Origin of the sequence: Mesorhizobium sp. M0243 (genome assembly GCF_040321775.1) — a bacterium.
Classification (GTDB): domain Bacteria; phylum Pseudomonadota; class Alphaproteobacteria; order Rhizobiales; family Rhizobiaceae; genus Mesorhizobium.
In genome coordinates this window covers 332,946-349,516 of the sequence record NZ_JAMYSF010000001.1, presented here as the reverse complement: position 1 = coordinate 349,516, position 16,571 = coordinate 332,946, and the positions used below count along the sequence as shown (strand labels likewise).

Below are 16,571 nucleotides of genomic sequence, written 5' to 3'. Positions count from 1 at the left end.
GTGCGTCGCGAGGAAACGAGCATGAATACGATCCTGACATCGGGCCACCTTGTCATAGTGCGGGACAGTTTTGCCGATAAGCTGCTTGACCTGGCGAAGGCAGCGCTCGCCGCCGATGAGGTGATCCCCTATCTCGGTCCGGGTCTTCTTGGGTTCAACTGTGCGGAACCGCCTGTGCCGCATACTCCGGAGGTCGTTGCCGCGGCACTCAATGCACGGGCGCCCGCCCCTTCCAGGATCCGCACCAATATGTGGTCGGTTGCGCAGTTCATCGAACAGCGCCGGCATCGCCGGACGCTTCAAGCTTGGATGACCGAGATATTCGCAGCGCCGGTGAGGCCAACCCTCCTCCACGCCTGGCTCGCAAGGCTGCCGCTCTCCCTCATCATCGACAGCTGGTATGACAGCGCGATGCGCACGGCTCTCGTGGAGACCGGCCGAACGGACGTCGTTGAGATACAAGGCGTCACGCGGGCGAACGAAATCGGCAACATTTGGACAAAAACCTACGATTTGTCCGGGAGGGAGCTCGACGCCCGATCGGGGGCAAAGACGGTCCTCTATGCACCTCACGGGAGTAGTAGGCCCTCGCAAAACTTTCTCGTCGCAGATTCCGACTATGTCGAAGTCCTGACCGAAATTGATATCCAGACACCTATTCCTGACGTGGTGAAGGAACGGCGCATCACCCGTGGATTTTTCTTCGTTGGCTGCCGCTTCAACGATCAGATGCTGCGCACCTACGCCAGACAGATCATGAAGCGCTCCCGCGGTCCCTATTGCACCGTAATGGACGCGGAAACCCTGACCAGAAACGAAGCGCGTTTCCTTGCGGCAAGCGGAATCACGGTGATCGACATGCCACTTAGTCAAGCGGCGGCTCGGCTTCTGGGAACGGGCAAGGCTGCAGGTTGTGGACAGGATTAAAATGGCGGTCGCCTTTGATGATGCGTCCTTCGGCTTTCCTCGAAGGCGCAAAATGCAGTCGGGAATACACCCGTGAACAGTGATGCTGTCGGCAGCGCAACGAGCGCTCTGAATTCGTTGACCCATGTTGAAGCGGCGCGCTGGGGCCGGGATTTGAGTACGCTGTTGCGCATAACGCGCATGAATTTTCGGCATCCCTGGCAGGTCGCCTTCGCTATGGGCTCGACGATCATGGCGGCAATCCTCCAGTTGCTCATTCCCCAGCTTCTCGGCCGGGCTGTCGACCAGGCCCAGACAGCCATCGGGGGCGGTGTCGCCGGGAGCGCGGCAGGACAAGCGCTCTGGACCCCGGCTCTCCTGCTGCTCGCCGTCAGCGCGCTACGCGGCCTTTTCACGATGGCGCAGAACTATTTTGCCGAAGCCGTCGGGCATCATGTCGCGTACGAACTGCGGCTCGCCTACTACGACAAGATCCAGCGTCTCAGCTTTTCCTTTCACGATCGGGTCCATTCAGGCGATCTGATCACCATCGGAATGCTCGATCTCCAAGGCGTGCGGATGTATTTTTCCACCGCGCTCGTTCGCGTGGTCCTGCTCACCATGCTGATCGGGATCGGCGCCTACATGATGATCTCGATCGATCTCATGCTCGGCCTGGTCGCGCTGAGCTTCGTGCCTTTTGTCGCCTGGCGCTCATCGACCACACAGCTTAGGCTGCGCGCCACCTGGCTCGACCTCTATGAGCGCCTTTCGGTACTAAGCCGCGTGATGAAGGAAAATCTCGCAGGCATCCGCGTGGTCCGCGCTTTTGCGGCTCAATCCTATGAGATGCTGAAGTTCGACCGCGCTTCCAAGACCGCGCTCGGCCTCGCCAACGATCTCGTTGACATCTACGTACCCAGCACGTCGGCGATGACCTTGTCCTTCTTTTTCGCAATGGGATTGGTGCTTTGGATCGGTGGCAACAAGCTCATCGCTGGCGAGATCAGCGTCGGAACGATGGCGACCTTCCTGACCTTCATGACCATCCTGCAAATGCCAGTCCGCCAGATCGGCCTCATGGTCAATGCCTTTGCCCGCGCTTCCAGCTGCGGTTCGCGGCTTTTCGGTCTCCTCGATCAGGAGATCACGATCAGGGATGCTCTCGAGGCCAGACCGCTTGAGATAAGCGACGGCACTCTGCGCTTCCACAATGTCTCATTTGCGTACCCCAATGTCGAAAACCGCGCCATTCTGAAGAACCTCAGCTTTGAGGCCCGGAGAGGCGAGACGATCGCAATCGTCGGTCCGCAGGGTTCCGGCAAATCGACGATGGCTCATCTGATCCCCCGCTTTTACGACGTGACCGGTGGCGCCATCACGTTGGACGGCCAGGACATACGCAATGTCACCCTCGAGAGCCTTCGCAAGGCGGTTGCCGTTGTACAGCAGGATGCGTTCCTGTTCACCACCACGATTGAGAACAACATCGCTTATGGCGACCCCTGGGCGAAGAGACAGCGAATTGAACGCGCTGGCGAATTCGCCCAGCTCCACAACTACATCCTCGGGCTCCCAGCAGGGTATGAGACGGTCGTGGGCGAACGCGGCGTCTCTCTCTCTGGCGGCCAGCGCCAGCGTCTCACGATTGCTCGCACCATGATGCTGCGCCCTTCTGTCGTCGTTTTCGACGACTCGATGGCCGCGATCGATGCCGGCACCGAGCAGCGCATTCGCGCGGCGACGCGGCGCTTCGCCAAGGATCGGGTGACGATCATCATCGCGCACCGGCTGAGTGCGCTTATGCATGCCGATCAGATCCTTTTTGTCGATAACGGCGAAATCGTAGAACGCGGCACGCATGAAGAGCTTCTGGAGAAGCGGGGACGCTACAGGGCCCTTTACGATCTCCAGACGCGCCCAGGTGATAGCATATGACCCAGTATGGGGGCGCCCGCTGATGGACCAGGGCCCCGGCGAACTCGAAGCCGAACGTGACGACGGCAGACGCCCTCCGCGCGCGGTCGTCGGCTCGCACCGGATCGAGGAGGAGATGTTCGGCCGGGCTTTCGACAAGAGCATCCTCCGCCGGATCTGGGGCTTCGTCCACCCCTATCGGGCAAAGGTAGTTGTCACGATTGTCGCGATGCTGATCTTCACCGGGACGCAGCTTCTCATCCCCTTGATCATCCGCTACGCGATCGACAACGGCATGAACCCGGCAGGGACCGATCGCTCAGCCCAGCTTGCGGCAGTCGGCGCGTTCCTTTCGGCGATTTTGGTCAATTTCGCCGCCGGTTACATGCAGGAAACCTTGGATGGGAAAATTGCCGAAACTGTCCTGTTCGACATCCGCCGCGCCATGTTTGGCCATCTGCAAAAGGTTTCGCTCTCTTTCATGGACAAGACTGAGGTCGGACGCCTGATGTCGCGGCTGCAAGGCGACGTTAACTCCATACAGGAGTTCCTGGAAACCTCGGTATATTCCCTAGGTGATGTTGCGCTTCTCTTCGGCATCGTTTTCGTAATGCTGTGGCTCGACTTTCGCCTCGGCCTCCTGACGCTGTCGGTTCTGCCGATCCTGGTGATCGTCCGCATTGTCTGGCTGCCGCGTGCCCGCGACGCCTTCATGGCTGCGCACGAAACCAATTCCGTCGTCAATGGCGCGCTGGCCGAAGCCATTCACGGCGTGCGGACCATACAGTCGATGGATCGCCAGCAGGTGAATTTCATTCTTTTCGACGACCGGGCCCATGCCAACCTCAGGACCCAACTGATCGCTGCCAGATATGCACTGGTCATGGTGCCTATCGTCGATGGCCTCACGGGCCTCGCCTTGGCCGCCGTTATTGTGGTCGGCGGCTCGATGGTCGTGAATAGCCGTATAGATGTGGGCGTGTTGGTAGCCTACCTGTTTTACATCCAGCGCTTCTTTGACCCGATCCGCTCACTCACCCTGCAATATTCGATCATGCAGCGCGCCATGGCCTCAGGCAAGCGCCTGACCGATGTGCTCAATGTCAAGATCGATGTTCAGGACAAACCCAATGCGGAGGTACTTTCGCCCGAAATGGACGGCTCGGTCGAGTTTAGGGACGTCACATTCGGCTACGATCCGAACCGTTCGGTTCTGAAAAATGTCTCCTTCAGGGTCAACCCCGGCGAGACGGTCGCACTGGTCGGACCGAGCGGTTCTGGCAAATCGAGTGCGATGGCCCTGGTCCACCGCTTCTATGATGTTCAGCAGGGTCAGGTGCTGGTCGGCGGGCATGATGTGCGCGACCTCACCCAAGAATCGCTCGGCCGCCAGGTCGCCATGGTGCTGCAGGAGCCATTCCTGTTCACCGGGACGGTCTTCGAGAACATTCGATACCAGAAGACGGAAGCCACGCACGACAAGGTGATCGAGGCGGCGATGGCGGTCGGCGCGCATGACTTCGTCATGAGCCTCGCCGACGGGTATGAGACCCAACTTGGCGAACGCGGCGACAACTTATCTCTCGGCCAGCGCCAGCTTATCAGTTTCGCCCGCGCCCTGGTCGCTGACGCCAAGATCCTCGTGCTCGACGAAGCTACCGCCAACATCGACAGCTACACGGAATTGCAGATTCAGAAGGCTCTGATCAAGCTGCTTGAAGGGCGGACTGGCCTCGTCATCGCCCACCGTCTCGCCACGATCCGGGGGGCCGACCGCATCATCGTGCTTCAGAATGGCCAGGTTGTTGCGACTGGCAACCACGATGAGCTAATAGCCATGGGCGGCCTGTATTCCAAACTCTACTATCTCAACTACGCCTCCTTCGACGACATCCCCGAACACGAGACCACCGTCCAAGCTGGCTCCCAGACCTGAGTTTTGGGCGGCCTTGTGGTAGTGGCGTTGACTTTCGGGCGTGTCGGCGGACCACTCAGGCCACCGCAGACGGCCAGCAGGCAGCATTCAAGGACAAGCACTCCTCGCAGTTCGTGAAGACCGGCTGCGAACGATTTCCTCCAGCATCGTATCCCGACCGCGGTGCACCCCCATCATCGGGCGAGCTCGCTCCCGTTGGTGGCTGGGCGCAGCAAAGCCGCTCGCGAGCGCGCCCTCAACAGCGCCGTAGCGAGTGGCGGCTTTGCTACCGCCGGGCCGCTGATGAAGCTGGATGGGGGGCGCCGCACCGACGCCGCCCCAGGCGAGAAGAACCTCTGCGGCGGGCTATGGGCAACGGCTAGCGCGAGCGCGACGAGCAGACGCGTGCCTGCATCGTGACGCGCTCGGCCATCATCTCCTTAGGATCATGCAGGTTCACAAGATGGCCCAGACGCCAGCCAACGCACAAACCTGGTATTCTGTGCCGCCGGCTCGTCGTCAGTTTGGCCTCCCTCCCGATTGCCCGTCCCCATCACGTGCACGCTCGAGCACGTGGATGTGAGGGAGCGCTGTACAACGATTCAACCTCAGACCGCGAATTTCATGGTCAGCCAAGTCGAGCCATGATTTCGGATTGAATGGTCGTCGCAGTGTACAGGGAAGCATCTAGCGGCAGATTTCCAAATGCCAGTTGACAAAGCAGGTAGTTGGCACCTGCCTCTTCCAACTGACCTAACAGAGCTTTTCGCACAGATTCTGCTGATCCTACCACGCACAATTCACTCTCGACTGCCGCATCGAAGGTCAGCGGCAGGTTTGGTGGAGTGGGGATAGCGTTAAGCTCGTAAAGGAATTGGAAGCTCTTGAGCCAGCGTTCGTAAGCAGGTGCCGCGAGCGAATAGGCATGTGTGTCACAACGCCCAACCACGACCATGCGGAGCAATCCGATAAATTGCGCCTGATCCCCCGCGCCAGCGTTGTCCTCTCGATAGGCGCGGAACGCATCAGTAGTTTTGCGAACAGAAGAGGAAGGTCCTACACACGCGATATTGGTTCCATTCGCAGCCGCCCAAGCTGCGGACTCGGGTCGATTGGCAGCAACCCATGTCGGCGGATGTGGACGCTGATGAGGTCTTAACGTCAAAGGAACGTCATTGAGATCAAAATGGCGGCCTTGATAGCATAGCGTGCCGACCTTCATCGGATTAACAAGTATTTCCATGAGGATTTCGCTGGCTTCGGCATAACGGCCCGGCACCGCGTCCGCACCAATCCCGAAGTAGCCCAATTCGATCGGGAGAGCACCGCGCCCTATGCCCAGTTCGAGCCTGCCACCGCTCAACTGGTCCAGCATACAGATCTCTTCGAACGCACGCAGCGGATGATAAAGCGCAAGCAGCATCACCAAGGGTCCGAGACGCAAGCGCAGGGTGCGCTGGGCGACGCTCGATAAGAACAGATTCGGCGATGGACCTCTCCCATGGGGAGTACAGTGATGTTCTGCGAGATGATAGGCATAGAACCCTAGCTGATCGCACGCCTCTGCTAATATCAGGCGATCTTCGTATTGCCGACCGATATCGCGGCCATCCTCGTCCAGATGATCGAAGATGCCGAACGCTAGGTTTGAAGGAAAGACGTTTGTCACTCGATAAGTCCCCGATTTTAAAAGGCAGGCTGTTCTCTTGCTGGGATGACCAAGCAAGTCGGAAGAGATGTGTGTGATCGCCGATTTGCGTCAGCGTAACGAAGAAGCAGAGCCTGACGCTTCCCTGCCCTTGGAGCTTGGCACCGTTAAGCTTCCAGCAATGTCGCCAGCGGCAGCAAGAAATGCATCCATCTGCTCTTTTGTGCCGATGCTGACGCGGATGCAGTGTTCCAAGCCTTTGTCCGGAAAAAACGCGACAAGTATCTTTTGCCTTTCCAATGCTGCTTGCCACCATGAGCCGTCCTGTCCCGCGGGCACACGGGCCAGCAAGAAATTTGCGCGGGAGGGCGTTACGGAAAATCCGAGTTGCGACAGCGCGACTGTCACTCGCTCTCGTTCATCCTTGATGTGCTTGTGGTTCTCTGCGTAGGCGCCGCGATGCGCAAGCACGCTGATACCAACGGCATGCCCGATGACGTTCATGTTGAAGACGTTCTGGATGTTTCGCAGCCTGCCAATAATTTCAGGGTGACCGAAACCGAAACCGACGCGAATGCCGGCGGCGGCATAGCTCTTCGAGAATGACCTCAAGATCAGAACGTTCGGATACTGGTTGATGAGGCGCAGGCCATGATCGGGTGCAAAGTCGACGTAGGCTTCATCAAGGACAACCAAGCGGTCCGATTGTGCTACGAGGCGTTCGATATCGCTTATCGGGAGGAATGTTCCGGTCGGATTGTTTGGATTGGCCAACATAATGAACTTGGCGTCTTTTGCCGGACCGGAAAGCAATTGCTCCATTGGCAGGGAATGAGCTTGACATCCGATTTCGAGAAACTCGGCGCCCTGAATCATGGCAAGTTTGCGGTTGAACGAAAACCCTGGCGACATCATCGCAACCTTGTCGCCAGGCGCGAGGAAAGCTCTGTAGATGAGTCCGAGCAGTTCAGACGACCCGTTGCCTGCGATGACCTGATCCCTGGAAACGCCATAGGTGCTGGACGCCGCTTCCCTCAAGCTGATGTTATCGTCATCCGGATATAGATACTGGCACTTGAGGGCCGCCACTGCACTTTGCATTATGATTGGCGGCAACGGAAACGGGTTCTCATTCGTATTCAGCTTGACAAAATTTCCGTCCGGCGCTGGTCCGTTGGACGGCAGAGGATCTAACTGTCGCGTCACTGGCGGAAGAGCCGAAAGCACAGTTTGCAGTTTTGCATCGGACATATTTTAACTCCGTTTCAGTCAACAGGGGCATCCGTATGAGCTCGCAACGAGAGCAACATGGCGGACAGGATTGACGATGGAAGCGTTGCCTCTCACACGATGGTCGCAACGCAGACACGGGAATTCGGCCAGGCTGTCCTCGGTGAATCGAGTGGACGCGGACGTGGATCTGCATCGCTGCCGCAAGGCGCTAAGCAGCTCAGCTCATCTCCTCGGTTTCAGATACGCTTGATCTCGACGCCGTATTTCCTCAGCACGTAGCCAATCTGGCGCGGGGTCAGTCCAAGGAGGCGCGCTGCCTTTGCCTGCACCCAGCCACATCTTTCCATGGCAGCAATGACGCGCTCTATGTCGGGGGTCCTCGCACCAATTGGGTGTGTTTCGCCGGTACGCGGGACTGTGGTCGCGGCCGAACAGGCTGCCGCATCCGGCGGCGTGGCCGGATTCACTGACTCCGGCAGGATCGGCGCTGGTTGCAGCGCGGCCTTGCCCGATCTGCACTTCCACAGCGCCTCGGCAAAGCATTGGCCTTGGGAGCAGGCAAAGTCGTTTCTCCCGATTGATAGTCCCTCGGCCAGGATCGCTGTCCGGTGCACGCAATTTTCAAGCTCGCGAATGTTGCCGGGAAACTCACATTTCATCAGCACTTCAATCGCACACGGATCGAAGGTAAGCGTACAGCCGTTCTCGTCGTTGAACTTCTTGAGAAACTCAGCTGCGAGCAGCGGAATATCGCTGCGCCTCTGGCGCAATGCTGGTACCAGCAAGGGAACCACGTTGATGCGGTAGTATAGGTCGGCGCGGAACTCATTCCTTGCAACCGCCTCTTCCAGGTTCCTGTTCGTGGCGGCAATCACGCGAACATCGACCTTAATGGTCTGATTGCTGCCGACGCGCTCAAACTCCTGCTCCTGCAGCACGCGCAGTAGCTTTGCCTGGAACGAGGCCGAGATCTCGCCAATCTCATCCAGAAACAACGTCCCCTTGTCAGCTAGCTCAAAGCGCCCCTTGCGGGAATTGAATGCGCTTGTGAAGGCACCCTTCTCATGACCGAACAATTCGGATTCCAGGACTGTCTCTGGGAGCGCTGCACAATTGAGTTTAACGAAGGGCCGCTTGGCGCGCGGCGACAACTCGTGAATTGCCTTGGCAGCCAGCTCCTTCCCTGTACCGGACTCGCCTCGCAACAGAACCGTGGTTTTTGCCTTGGCTACGATCGCGATCTTCTCCAGCAGCGCACTTATCGCCGGACTGTCACCAATCATCCCCTCGACATGAACCTTTTTGCGCCGGGGTGCAGGGTGCTTAACATCGGAAAATTTCGTTTGCAGCCGATCTTCCAACTCCGGCGGTCGCTCGCGGTCCCCCGCGCAGAAGCGGTGCAACTTGACTGTCTGTCCCACCATGTTGGCAATCATGGTGAGCAGTCGGACATCGTAATCGAGCCGATAGCTTGACCTGCTTTCCAAAGCCCTGTCCATAGTCAGCGCGCCTACGGCGTTCCCATCAACACGAATGGGAACGCCGATGAAGGACACGGTGTCGGAGGCCCCAAGCACCTCGATGTCAGCGGCAGTGAAGGCCGGATGCATTGCTATGTCCTCGGCGATGAGCGGCGTGTCCGTCGTCACAATCTGATCGATGGCGTTGCGCGGCACGCGCGACCGGGAGGGCTCATTGCTGTTCGTGTCGCGGTCGCTGGCCACGGTGATGTCCAGTCCGGCCTCGGCATCGCAGAGAGTGATGATGCCGTGCCGCATTTGCACTAACGAGTGCAGGAGATCAACGACCTTGGCCAACGTGAGTTCGAGCCGGGCGGGACCGGTGAGTATTTTCGATATTTCGAAGATTCCGGTGAGGGCGCGCTCGTGCAATGCCCCATTCGCAGGATTCGTCTCGGACGTTGGACAACCCCTTATCGCATCCGGCAGCGATATGCCGCACTCGCTGGCATTTTGTTCTGATTTGCGAATGTTGTGGTGCATGTGATCCTCGATCTCGCGCCATCAAACGTAGGCCGGCGGCATGTGCGCCCGCGACGTCGCGAGCAAGCGCGAAAATACTCCGACGTGAACTCGTGCCGCCGCCGTTTGGTCGAGTGCAGAGCGGATCGAACCCTGATGCATCGCTTGGCTCTCCCCTCCACGAAGCTTGGCCATGGTCTCGGCTTGCACCAAGGCAACCACACGTTGTTTTCAACAGACTGGAGCGAGGCGGGATAGTCAATCGAGCTTTCTTTCATTCGTGAAAGGAAACCTCGCGGCATATGATAGAATTCATCAATTCTGTTTTTGCCGTTGAACGACGGAAATACTTGCGCCGGCGATGCGGTGCCCGAGCGGCTGACCTCGCCGAGTGTAAAAGCCGGGCCGTGCCATTCACCAGCGCCCGCGAAGGAGGGGCGGAAGTGATAATAACCGCCAACGGCACTGGTCGTTTGCGGCAACCGCCATTTTGCTCGAGTTGATCATGCGGCGGCGGTGTCGCGTGTGAAGGCGCGAAGCTGGCGTCGAGTACGGCTTGGTAGGCGGTGCTCGCAATTTCCAGATCGCATCGTCGTGGTCAGCGCCAACGGCGTCAATCTCTCCGTCTCGACGTGGCTTTCATGCAGCGGGAGCGCTGCAAAGAGCACAGCCATTCTCGGCTCTGGTGCCACCGATGAACCGCGAGCCAGAGGGATCGACCGGCAGCACTCTGTCAGTGAACATCAACGGGTCGTGCTGGACCCTCGTCGTTCCAGCCTTGTGCCAGCGCATTCATTCCATCATGGGTGCCACGGCTAGTCAGGGAAAGCGAAGCTCTCGGCCTCCTCTAGTCATGTGGCGCAGGCGTTCCGGCGAGAGAAACTCGCCTCTCACAGCGCTTCCGAACAGGGGTAAGTTAGCCTGTCATCTGGACGGGCTTATGAACAGGCGACCTATCTGGTACGCGCTGGCGCCAGCGATGCGGCCCGGTCCAAAGCCGGCTAAAACGAGGAACCCACCACGCTCTGTGCAGCAAACCGCTAGCCAGAGGGATCGACCGGCAGCACTCTGCCAGAGACATCAAGGGCGTGCCGGACCGCGGCCTCCCGCTGGTCTGACACCGCATTCCTCCATCATTGGCGAGCCCACGTCAGTTCAGGTCATGCGGATTCATCTGGCATGGGTATTGCGGCGGCGTTGGTGCAGCGTTCGACCGGAGCGCCGCGATAGGGAGAAGTCACGCCACCTCGATCCGGTCAGGGAGAGAGAAACAGTGTCAGCTGCGCAAGTCCGCGGCGCGAGTCCCGCGCCCCGCAAACCCTTCTACACCAAGCTCTACGCCCAGGTGCTTGCCGCCATCGCGCTCGGCGTCGCAATTGGCTATTTTTATCCGGAGACCGGCGAGAGCCTGAAGCCGCTGGGTGATGCCTTCATCAAGCTGGTCAAGATGATCATCGCGCCTGTCATCTTCCTGACAATTGCCACCGGCATTGCCGGCATGAACGATCTTCATAAGGTCGGCCGGGTCGCCGGTAAAGCAATGGTCTATTTCCTCACCTTCTCGACGCTCGCGCTGATCGTCGGCCTCATCGTCGCCAATGTCGTCCAGCCTGGCGCCGGCCTCAACATTGATCCGGCCTCGCTCGATGTCCAGGCCGTGAATACCTATGCCGCAAAAGCCAGCGAGCAGTCGGTCACCGGCTTTCTGATGAACATCATCCCGCCAACGATCGTCGGTGCCTTCGCGGAAGGCGACATCCTGCAGGTGCTGTTCTTCTCGGTTCTGTTCGGCATGGCGCTTGCGATGGCCGGAGAGCCGGGCAAGCCTGTCGTTTGCTTCCTTCAGGCGCTCATCGCGCCTGTCTTCAAGCTCGTTGGAATTCTGATGAAGGCCGCGCCGATCGGCGCTTTTGGCGCAATGGCCTTCACCATCGGCAGATATGGCATCGGTTCGGTGGTCAACCTCGCGATGCTGGTCGCGACGTTCTATTTCACCGCCTTCCTCTTCGTGTTCGGGGTTCTCGGCGCGGTCTGTCGCTACAACGGCTTCTCGATCTGTTCTCTCATTCGCTACATCAAGGAAGAGCTGCTGCTTGTCCTCGCAACGTCCTCCTCGGAGGCGGCGCTCCCTTCGCTGATGCAGAAAATGGAGAAGGCGGGCGCCAGGCGTTCGGTTGTGGGTCTCGTCATCCCGGCCGGATACTCATTCAATCTGGACGGCACGAATATCTACATGACGCTGGCGGCCCTCTTCATCGCGCAGGCGACGAACACGGATCTGTCCATCGGCGATCAGGTGCTGCTGCTGCTCGTAGCAATGCTTTCCTCCAAGGGCGCTGCAGGTGTCACAGGCGCGGGCTTCATCACCCTGGCGGCTACGCTCGCCGTAGTTCCGAGTGTTCCCGTTGCTGGGATGGCACTGATACTCGGCATCGACCGCTTCATGTCCGAATGCCGGGCGCTGACGAATTGCGTCGGCAACGCAGTGGCATCCCTCGTCGTCGCCCGCTGGGAAGGAGAATTGGACCGAGCACAGATGAAAGCCGCCTTCTGCGGTCATCAGCTTGCCGAGGCATCAAACCGGCTACCCTCCTCCAAGTAAGGTGGGCGGCCCACGACCTGTTAAGTCGCCTAGCTGGTCACATGAACTGAACGACCGACCCGCAGCCTCTAAACGGCTCCTCACGGACCATGTAGCCGAAGCGCTAAATGTGTGAGTGCAAACCGTCACCGCCCTTTAAGCGAATGAGCCTTTCAGTATACCCGGCCGGTTTACGTCTGGAATGATGTTCGTCCAACACGCTGTTGGCCATTCGTATGGGACGTTTTCACTTTGCCACCCGAAACCGAAACGCGTTAGGCGACAGAGAGCCGGCCCGCGTCAAAAACCGATCAGAATAGGGACCTATGACCAAGCGCCCCACAATTGCCGATCTCGCCCGCGAAGCCCGAGTCAGCGTAGCAACGATCGATCGGGTTCTGAACGCCCGCCATCCGGTGCGCGAGGAGACCGCGCGGCGGGTCCACGACGCCGCCCACGCGATCGGCTATCATGCTGCCGGGCTAATCAAGCAGCGCTTGCGGCGAGACCTACCGCACTACCGTCTGGGCTTCATCTTGAGAAAACCGGCCCAGCATTTCTACCAAGATTTTGCGCGCGAGGTCGAAGCATCGGTCAATTTGGCCCAGTCCTTCCACGGCATTCCGCTCGTCGAATTCGCCCCGTCACATATGCCGAGCGACCTGATCGCACGGCTCAAGGATTTGGGCGCACGCTGCCATGCGATCGCGATGGTGGCACCGGACCACCCGAAAATTACAGCAGCGGTTGAGGACCTCAAGGCCAAAGGCATTCCGGTTTTCTCGCTGCTTTCCGACTTCGCCGCCGGCGTACGACAGGGGTATATCGGCCTTAACAACCGCAAGGTGGGGCGCACGGCCGCTTGGATGGTGTCGAAGGTCGCAAAACGGCCCGGCAAAGTGGCGGTTTTTGTCGGCAGCCATCGTTTCCAGGGGCACGAGCTCCGTGACGTCGGCTTTCGCTCCTATTGCCGTGAGAACGCGCCCACGTTCGAGGTGCTGGATCCTGTCATGAACCTCGAGAAACGGCAGATCACCTACGAGGCAACGCTTGATCTCATGCAGCGAGAGCCCGAGCTCGTCGGCTTCTATGTCGCCGGCGGCGGCATGGAGGGCGCCATCTCCGCGCTCCGAGAAGAGGGCAAAAGTCGCGATCTCGTCGCGATCGTGAATGAAATCACGCCGGAGTCTCGGGCGGCGCTCGCAGATAATATCGTCACGATGGCGGTCGCCACGCCAATGCGCCGACTTTGCCGGGAGCTGATAACGCTGATGACGCGGGCTATCGAGACCGGCACCGCTGAAACACCCGGACAGACATTTCTCCCGTTCGACATCCATCTGCCGGAAAATATATGAAACTCATGGGCTCTATCGTGAGCGGGGAGTTTCCTTTCATAAACCAGAGAAAGTTGAATGATGATCCAATCCCGCGGGGTGGCCGCACCCACGGACCTCAGCCGGGCAGAATGTAGCGCCGATTAGATGAACGGATCGGCCACGCGTTCAGGCAGAAGCGCGGGGTCAATTGCCTGGGTCCGCAGCGTCAAGCTCGACCGGCTTCATTGCCAAGTGCCCGACTTTCTCGGTGCAGGGGACTGTGGTCGACGCCAGTAGCCGAGCGAGGCTGGCACAGATTGGATCGACCACGTCGACCGCCATCTCCTCGCCTGGCCGCGCGTGAAAAGCCGCGGCAAGGCCTGCGACGTGGCAATTAAGTGGGGCTGAGCATCTTCTGGGACTCCGCAAGCAAAATCGGAGGCGGCAGTCAATCCAGTAGCAACCCCGGGCGTGTGTTCTGCTCGTTCCTGGCCCTCGTACTTGACAAGCAACTGCACCGCTCTGCTGGGCAAAGGCCCGGTGTTTAAGTGGGACTTAACATCTTCCGGGACTTCGCACGTGAAATCGAGGTGGCAGTCGGTACCAACAACCGCAAGGTCGGATCGGCGTGCACGAGACGCTCATTGATTTCAGGCAAAGGCGCCAGGCTAGATGCCTCCTGCAACATCATTTCCCGCATCCACATGCTTGCCGGATCAGTATTGTGAAGCTCAGGCCACTGGACGGCCTCCGTGAATGCGGGAGGAGGAAGTGGCGGCGGAAGTTGGACAATCCGCAGGGGTGTTGTTTTTGCGAAATGCTGCGCCAGCCGTAAGGGCATGGTCCCGATGCGGTTGCTGCCTGACAGGACGGGCGCGATCAGGCTAAAGCCCTGTACGACGACCTCGACACGTCTCTCGAAACCGTGCTCGAGCAAATACCATTCCTCCATGGTGGGCTGCCGGGTGTGCCTGAATTTGAGCACGACATGCCCCATGGACAAGTATCGCTCGAATGTAAGTGGCTCTGACAGCTGCTTGTTCGTGCCGCAGCCTACGCATACGAGCATATCTTCGAACAGGACTGCGCGAGGATGTTTCGACATGAACACTTCCGGCATAATCAGAAAATCAAGGTCGCCGCGCCGGAGAAGCTCCTCGGGGTCGTCGCAAATAGGCAGACATTCAAAGCGAACGGCGGGTGCTTCCCGCGCAGCACGCTCTACGATCTTCTTAAAAAATACGAGCGTGATGTAATCGGAAAGCATCATTCGGAAGAGACGATCCGATTGGGCTGGGTTGAAAGCGTCGGAGGAAATAATCGATAGCTGGATGTGCAGCAATGCCTCCCGGACTGCTGTGGCGAGCCCGTCGGCGCGCGGTGTCAAAATGAGCTCGCGGCCGTTCATCGTAAATAGCTCATCGTTGAAATAGGCGCGTAACCGAGCAACGGCGGCGCTCATGGCCGGCTGGCTCAGGTTGATACTGCGAGCCGCGGCAGTGACTTTACGCTCCCTCATCAGAGCGTCCAGCACAACGAGGAGATTTAGATCGAGTCCCTTGAAACGCATGTCATGTTCTATCCAACGCGTGGATGCGTATCATTCAAACAATCAATTTTACGAATTTACGAGCCATGCATTAGAGGAACGTTAATGAGCGACGTCAAGCTCAAATCGACGACACGGGCCGGAACTTCGAGAGAGCGTCTGGCTCACCTTCGCCAACGACAACGGCTGAATGCAGCCAACAGCGCCGCTTTGGTCGGGTAATGCGGCCGCAAAAAACTAATATGAAGAGAGGTCCTGAATGCGCCATCAGGTGCAGTGGAAGTTGTGCTGGGAAAACGAATTGCAGCTCTCCGATCACGTTGAGCTCGCCGAGTTCTTTCGTGATACGTACGGGCCGACTGGGGCGTCCAACGCAGAACCGTTCGAAGGTAGTCGAAGCTGGGCCGGAGCCAGGCCTGAACTCCGCGTGATCGCCTATGATTCAAGTGGTGTAGCGGCTCACATGGGCATACTGCGCCGTTTCATCAAGGTTGACGCGGTCGACCTGTTGGTGGCTGAGCTGGGCCTGTACGGGGTACGCCCGGACCTTGAGGGTCTCGGAATCGCCCATTCAATCCATGTCATGCTTCCAATACTGCAGGAGCTTGGCGTTCCATTCGCTTTCGGAACGGTCCGGGACGCGCTGCGGAATCATGTTGAGAGGTTCGGGCGGCGATACAGGCCTTTGGCCGTTTTGTCGGGAATTCGCGTGCGCTCGACCCGACCAGAGGCCCGCCTCGACCTGCCGCCCACACGCATCGATGACGCACTCACCATTGTTCTGCCGGTTGGACGGCCGATCAGCGAATGGCCCACGGGCACGATGATAGATCGGAACGGACCAGAGCTATGAGCCGTCCCGATTGCTTGTACGAAGTGCGCCGTGAGTGCTCTGACGGCACCGGCCGTCGCAGCGTTTATCTGACGTTTGACGACGGTCCCAATCGACTTTTCACACCGGAGATTCTCGATGTGCTGGCAGAGCAGCGGGTGCCGGCGACTTTCTTCGTCATCGGCGCCTACGCCTTAGAGCACCCAGATCTAATCCAACGGATGATCGCAGAAGGGCACGAGGTAGGCAACCACACGATGTCTCATCCGGATCTGTACCAATGCGGTTTCGGCGAAGTGCAACGTGAGGTCTTTGAAGCGAACGACGCCATCATGAGAGCGTGCCCGCAGGCCTCGGTGCGCTATGTTCGCGCGCCCTACGGCGCCTGGAGTGAAGAAGTCTTCACAGCGTCACAGATCGCCGGGCTGGCGGCCCTCCATTGGTCCGTCGACCCTCGAGATTGGTCTCGCCCTGGGGTCGACGCGATTATCGATAAAGTGCTCGCCTCTGTCCGGCCGGGCGCAATCGTACTCTTGCACGACGGATGCCCTCCCGGCGAGTTGGGCCGGGGCGCTCACGCCGGTCTGCGCGACCAGACGGTCACGGCGCTGTCCCGGCTGATTCCAGCATTGCGTGAGCGCGGATTTGTAATCCGCTCACTTCCTCAACATCACTGAACAAACGAGATC

Annotated in this window: 10 protein-coding genes and 1 pseudogene; 7 read left to right on the top strand and 4 right to left on the bottom strand. The window is 58.9% G+C overall.

Annotated features, from left to right (window positions below; genetic code table 11):
* Window positions 1-21 precede the first annotated feature (21 nt).
* From NKJ11_RS01590 to NKJ11_RS01580, 3 genes are all read left to right on the top strand, one after another.
* The gene (locus tag NKJ11_RS01590; protein WP_031213722.1) at window positions 22-927 is read left to right on the top strand and encodes an SIR2 family NAD-dependent protein deacylase; all 906 of its coding nucleotides are present in this window, start codon (window positions 22-24) and stop codon (window positions 925-927) included.
* Between the two features lie 72 nt (window positions 928-999).
* The gene (locus NKJ11_RS01585) at window positions 1,000-2,844 is read left to right on the top strand and encodes an ABC transporter ATP-binding protein (protein ID WP_352792543.1); all 1,845 of its coding nucleotides are present in this window, start codon (window positions 1,000-1,002) and stop codon (window positions 2,842-2,844) included.
* Window positions 2,845-2,866: 22 nt separating this feature from the next.
* Window positions 2,867-4,759 carry an ABC transporter ATP-binding protein gene (locus NKJ11_RS01580; protein WP_352792542.1) on the top strand — a complete coding sequence of 631 codons (1,893 nt, stop codon included), beginning with the start codon at window positions 2,867-2,869 and terminating at the stop codon, window positions 4,757-4,759.
* A 607-nt stretch (window positions 4,760-5,366) separates the two neighbouring features.
* Here NKJ11_RS01580 and NKJ11_RS01575 read toward each other — a convergent pair.
* The 3 genes from NKJ11_RS01575 to nifA form a co-directional block, all read right to left on the bottom strand.
* The gene (locus NKJ11_RS01575; protein ID WP_352792541.1) at window positions 5,367-6,407 is read right to left on the bottom strand and encodes an LLM class flavin-dependent oxidoreductase; all 1,041 of its coding nucleotides are present in this window, start codon (window positions 6,405-6,407) and stop codon (window positions 5,367-5,369) included.
* Window positions 6,408-6,497: 90 nt separating this feature from the next.
* The gene (hisC, locus tag NKJ11_RS01570) at window positions 6,498-7,637 is read right to left on the bottom strand and encodes a histidinol-phosphate transaminase (protein ID WP_352792540.1); all 1,140 of its coding nucleotides are present in this window, start codon (window positions 7,635-7,637) and stop codon (window positions 6,498-6,500) included.
* 218 nt (window positions 7,638-7,855) lie between these two features.
* Window positions 7,856-9,622 carry a nif-specific transcriptional activator NifA gene (gene nifA / locus NKJ11_RS01565; protein ID WP_352792538.1) on the bottom strand — a complete coding sequence of 589 codons (1,767 nt, stop codon included), beginning with the start codon at window positions 9,620-9,622 and terminating at the stop codon, window positions 7,856-7,858.
* A 958-nt stretch (window positions 9,623-10,580) separates the two neighbouring features.
* Between nifA and NKJ11_RS01560 the strand changes: the two genes are divergently transcribed.
* Both NKJ11_RS01560 and NKJ11_RS01555 read left to right on the top strand, forming a co-directional pair.
* On the top strand, window positions 10,581-12,203 hold the full coding sequence (locus NKJ11_RS01560) for a dicarboxylate/amino acid:cation symporter (protein WP_502905777.1): 1,623 nt from the start codon (window positions 10,581-10,583) through the stop codon (window positions 12,201-12,203).
* Window positions 12,204-12,508: 305 nt separating this feature from the next.
* Complete coding sequence (locus tag NKJ11_RS01555) at window positions 12,509-13,540, top strand: LacI family DNA-binding transcriptional regulator (RefSeq protein ID WP_023736284.1); 1,032 nt, start codon at window positions 12,509-12,511, stop codon at window positions 13,538-13,540.
* Between the two features lie 631 nt (window positions 13,541-14,171).
* Here NKJ11_RS01555 and NKJ11_RS01550 read toward each other — a convergent pair.
* Window positions 14,172-15,071: pseudogene (locus NKJ11_RS01550) on the bottom strand (LysR family transcriptional regulator); the annotation flags it as partial.
* A gap of 238 nt (window positions 15,072-15,309) precedes the next feature.
* On the opposite strand from NKJ11_RS01550, the gene NKJ11_RS01545 reads away from it, so the two are divergent.
* Both NKJ11_RS01545 and nodB read left to right on the top strand, forming a co-directional pair.
* Entirely contained in the window at window positions 15,310-15,903 is a 594-nt protein-coding gene (locus NKJ11_RS01545; RefSeq protein ID WP_023736281.1) for a NodA family N-acyltransferase, read from the top strand.
* Window positions 15,900-16,559: a chitooligosaccharide deacetylase NodB gene (gene nodB / locus NKJ11_RS01540; protein WP_023766912.1), complete on the top strand. Its 660-nt coding sequence runs from the start codon at window positions 15,900-15,902 to the stop codon at window positions 16,557-16,559. The genes NKJ11_RS01545 and nodB overlap by 4 nt, the downstream gene beginning before the upstream one ends.
* Window positions 16,560-16,571: the final 12 nt, after the last annotated feature.

Excerpts from the sequence above, each read along its gene's own strand:
- NKJ11_RS01590 (WP_031213722.1), top strand. The coding sequence starts at position 22 with ATGAATACGATCCTGACATCGGGCCACCTTGTCATAGTGCGGGACAGT.
- NKJ11_RS01580 (WP_352792542.1), top strand. The coding sequence starts at position 2,867 with ATGGACCAGGGCCCCGGCGAACTCGAAGCCGAACGTGACGACGGCAGA.
- hisC (WP_352792540.1), bottom strand. The coding sequence starts at position 7,637 with ATGTCCGATGCAAAACTGCAAACTGTGCTTTCGGCTCTTCCGCCAGTG.
- nifA (WP_352792538.1), bottom strand. The coding sequence starts at position 9,622 with ATGCACCACAACATTCGCAAATCAGAACAAAATGCCAGCGAGTGCGGC.
- NKJ11_RS01560 (WP_502905777.1), top strand. The coding sequence starts at position 10,581 with ATGCGGCCCGGTCCAAAGCCGGCTAAAACGAGGAACCCACCACGCTCT.
- NKJ11_RS01555 (WP_023736284.1), top strand. The coding sequence starts at position 12,509 with ATGACCAAGCGCCCCACAATTGCCGATCTCGCCCGCGAAGCCCGAGTC.
- NKJ11_RS01545 (WP_023736281.1), top strand. The coding sequence starts at position 15,310 with ATGCGCCATCAGGTGCAGTGGAAGTTGTGCTGGGAAAACGAATTGCAG.
- nodB (WP_023766912.1), top strand. The coding sequence starts at position 15,900 with ATGAGCCGTCCCGATTGCTTGTACGAAGTGCGCCGTGAGTGCTCTGAC.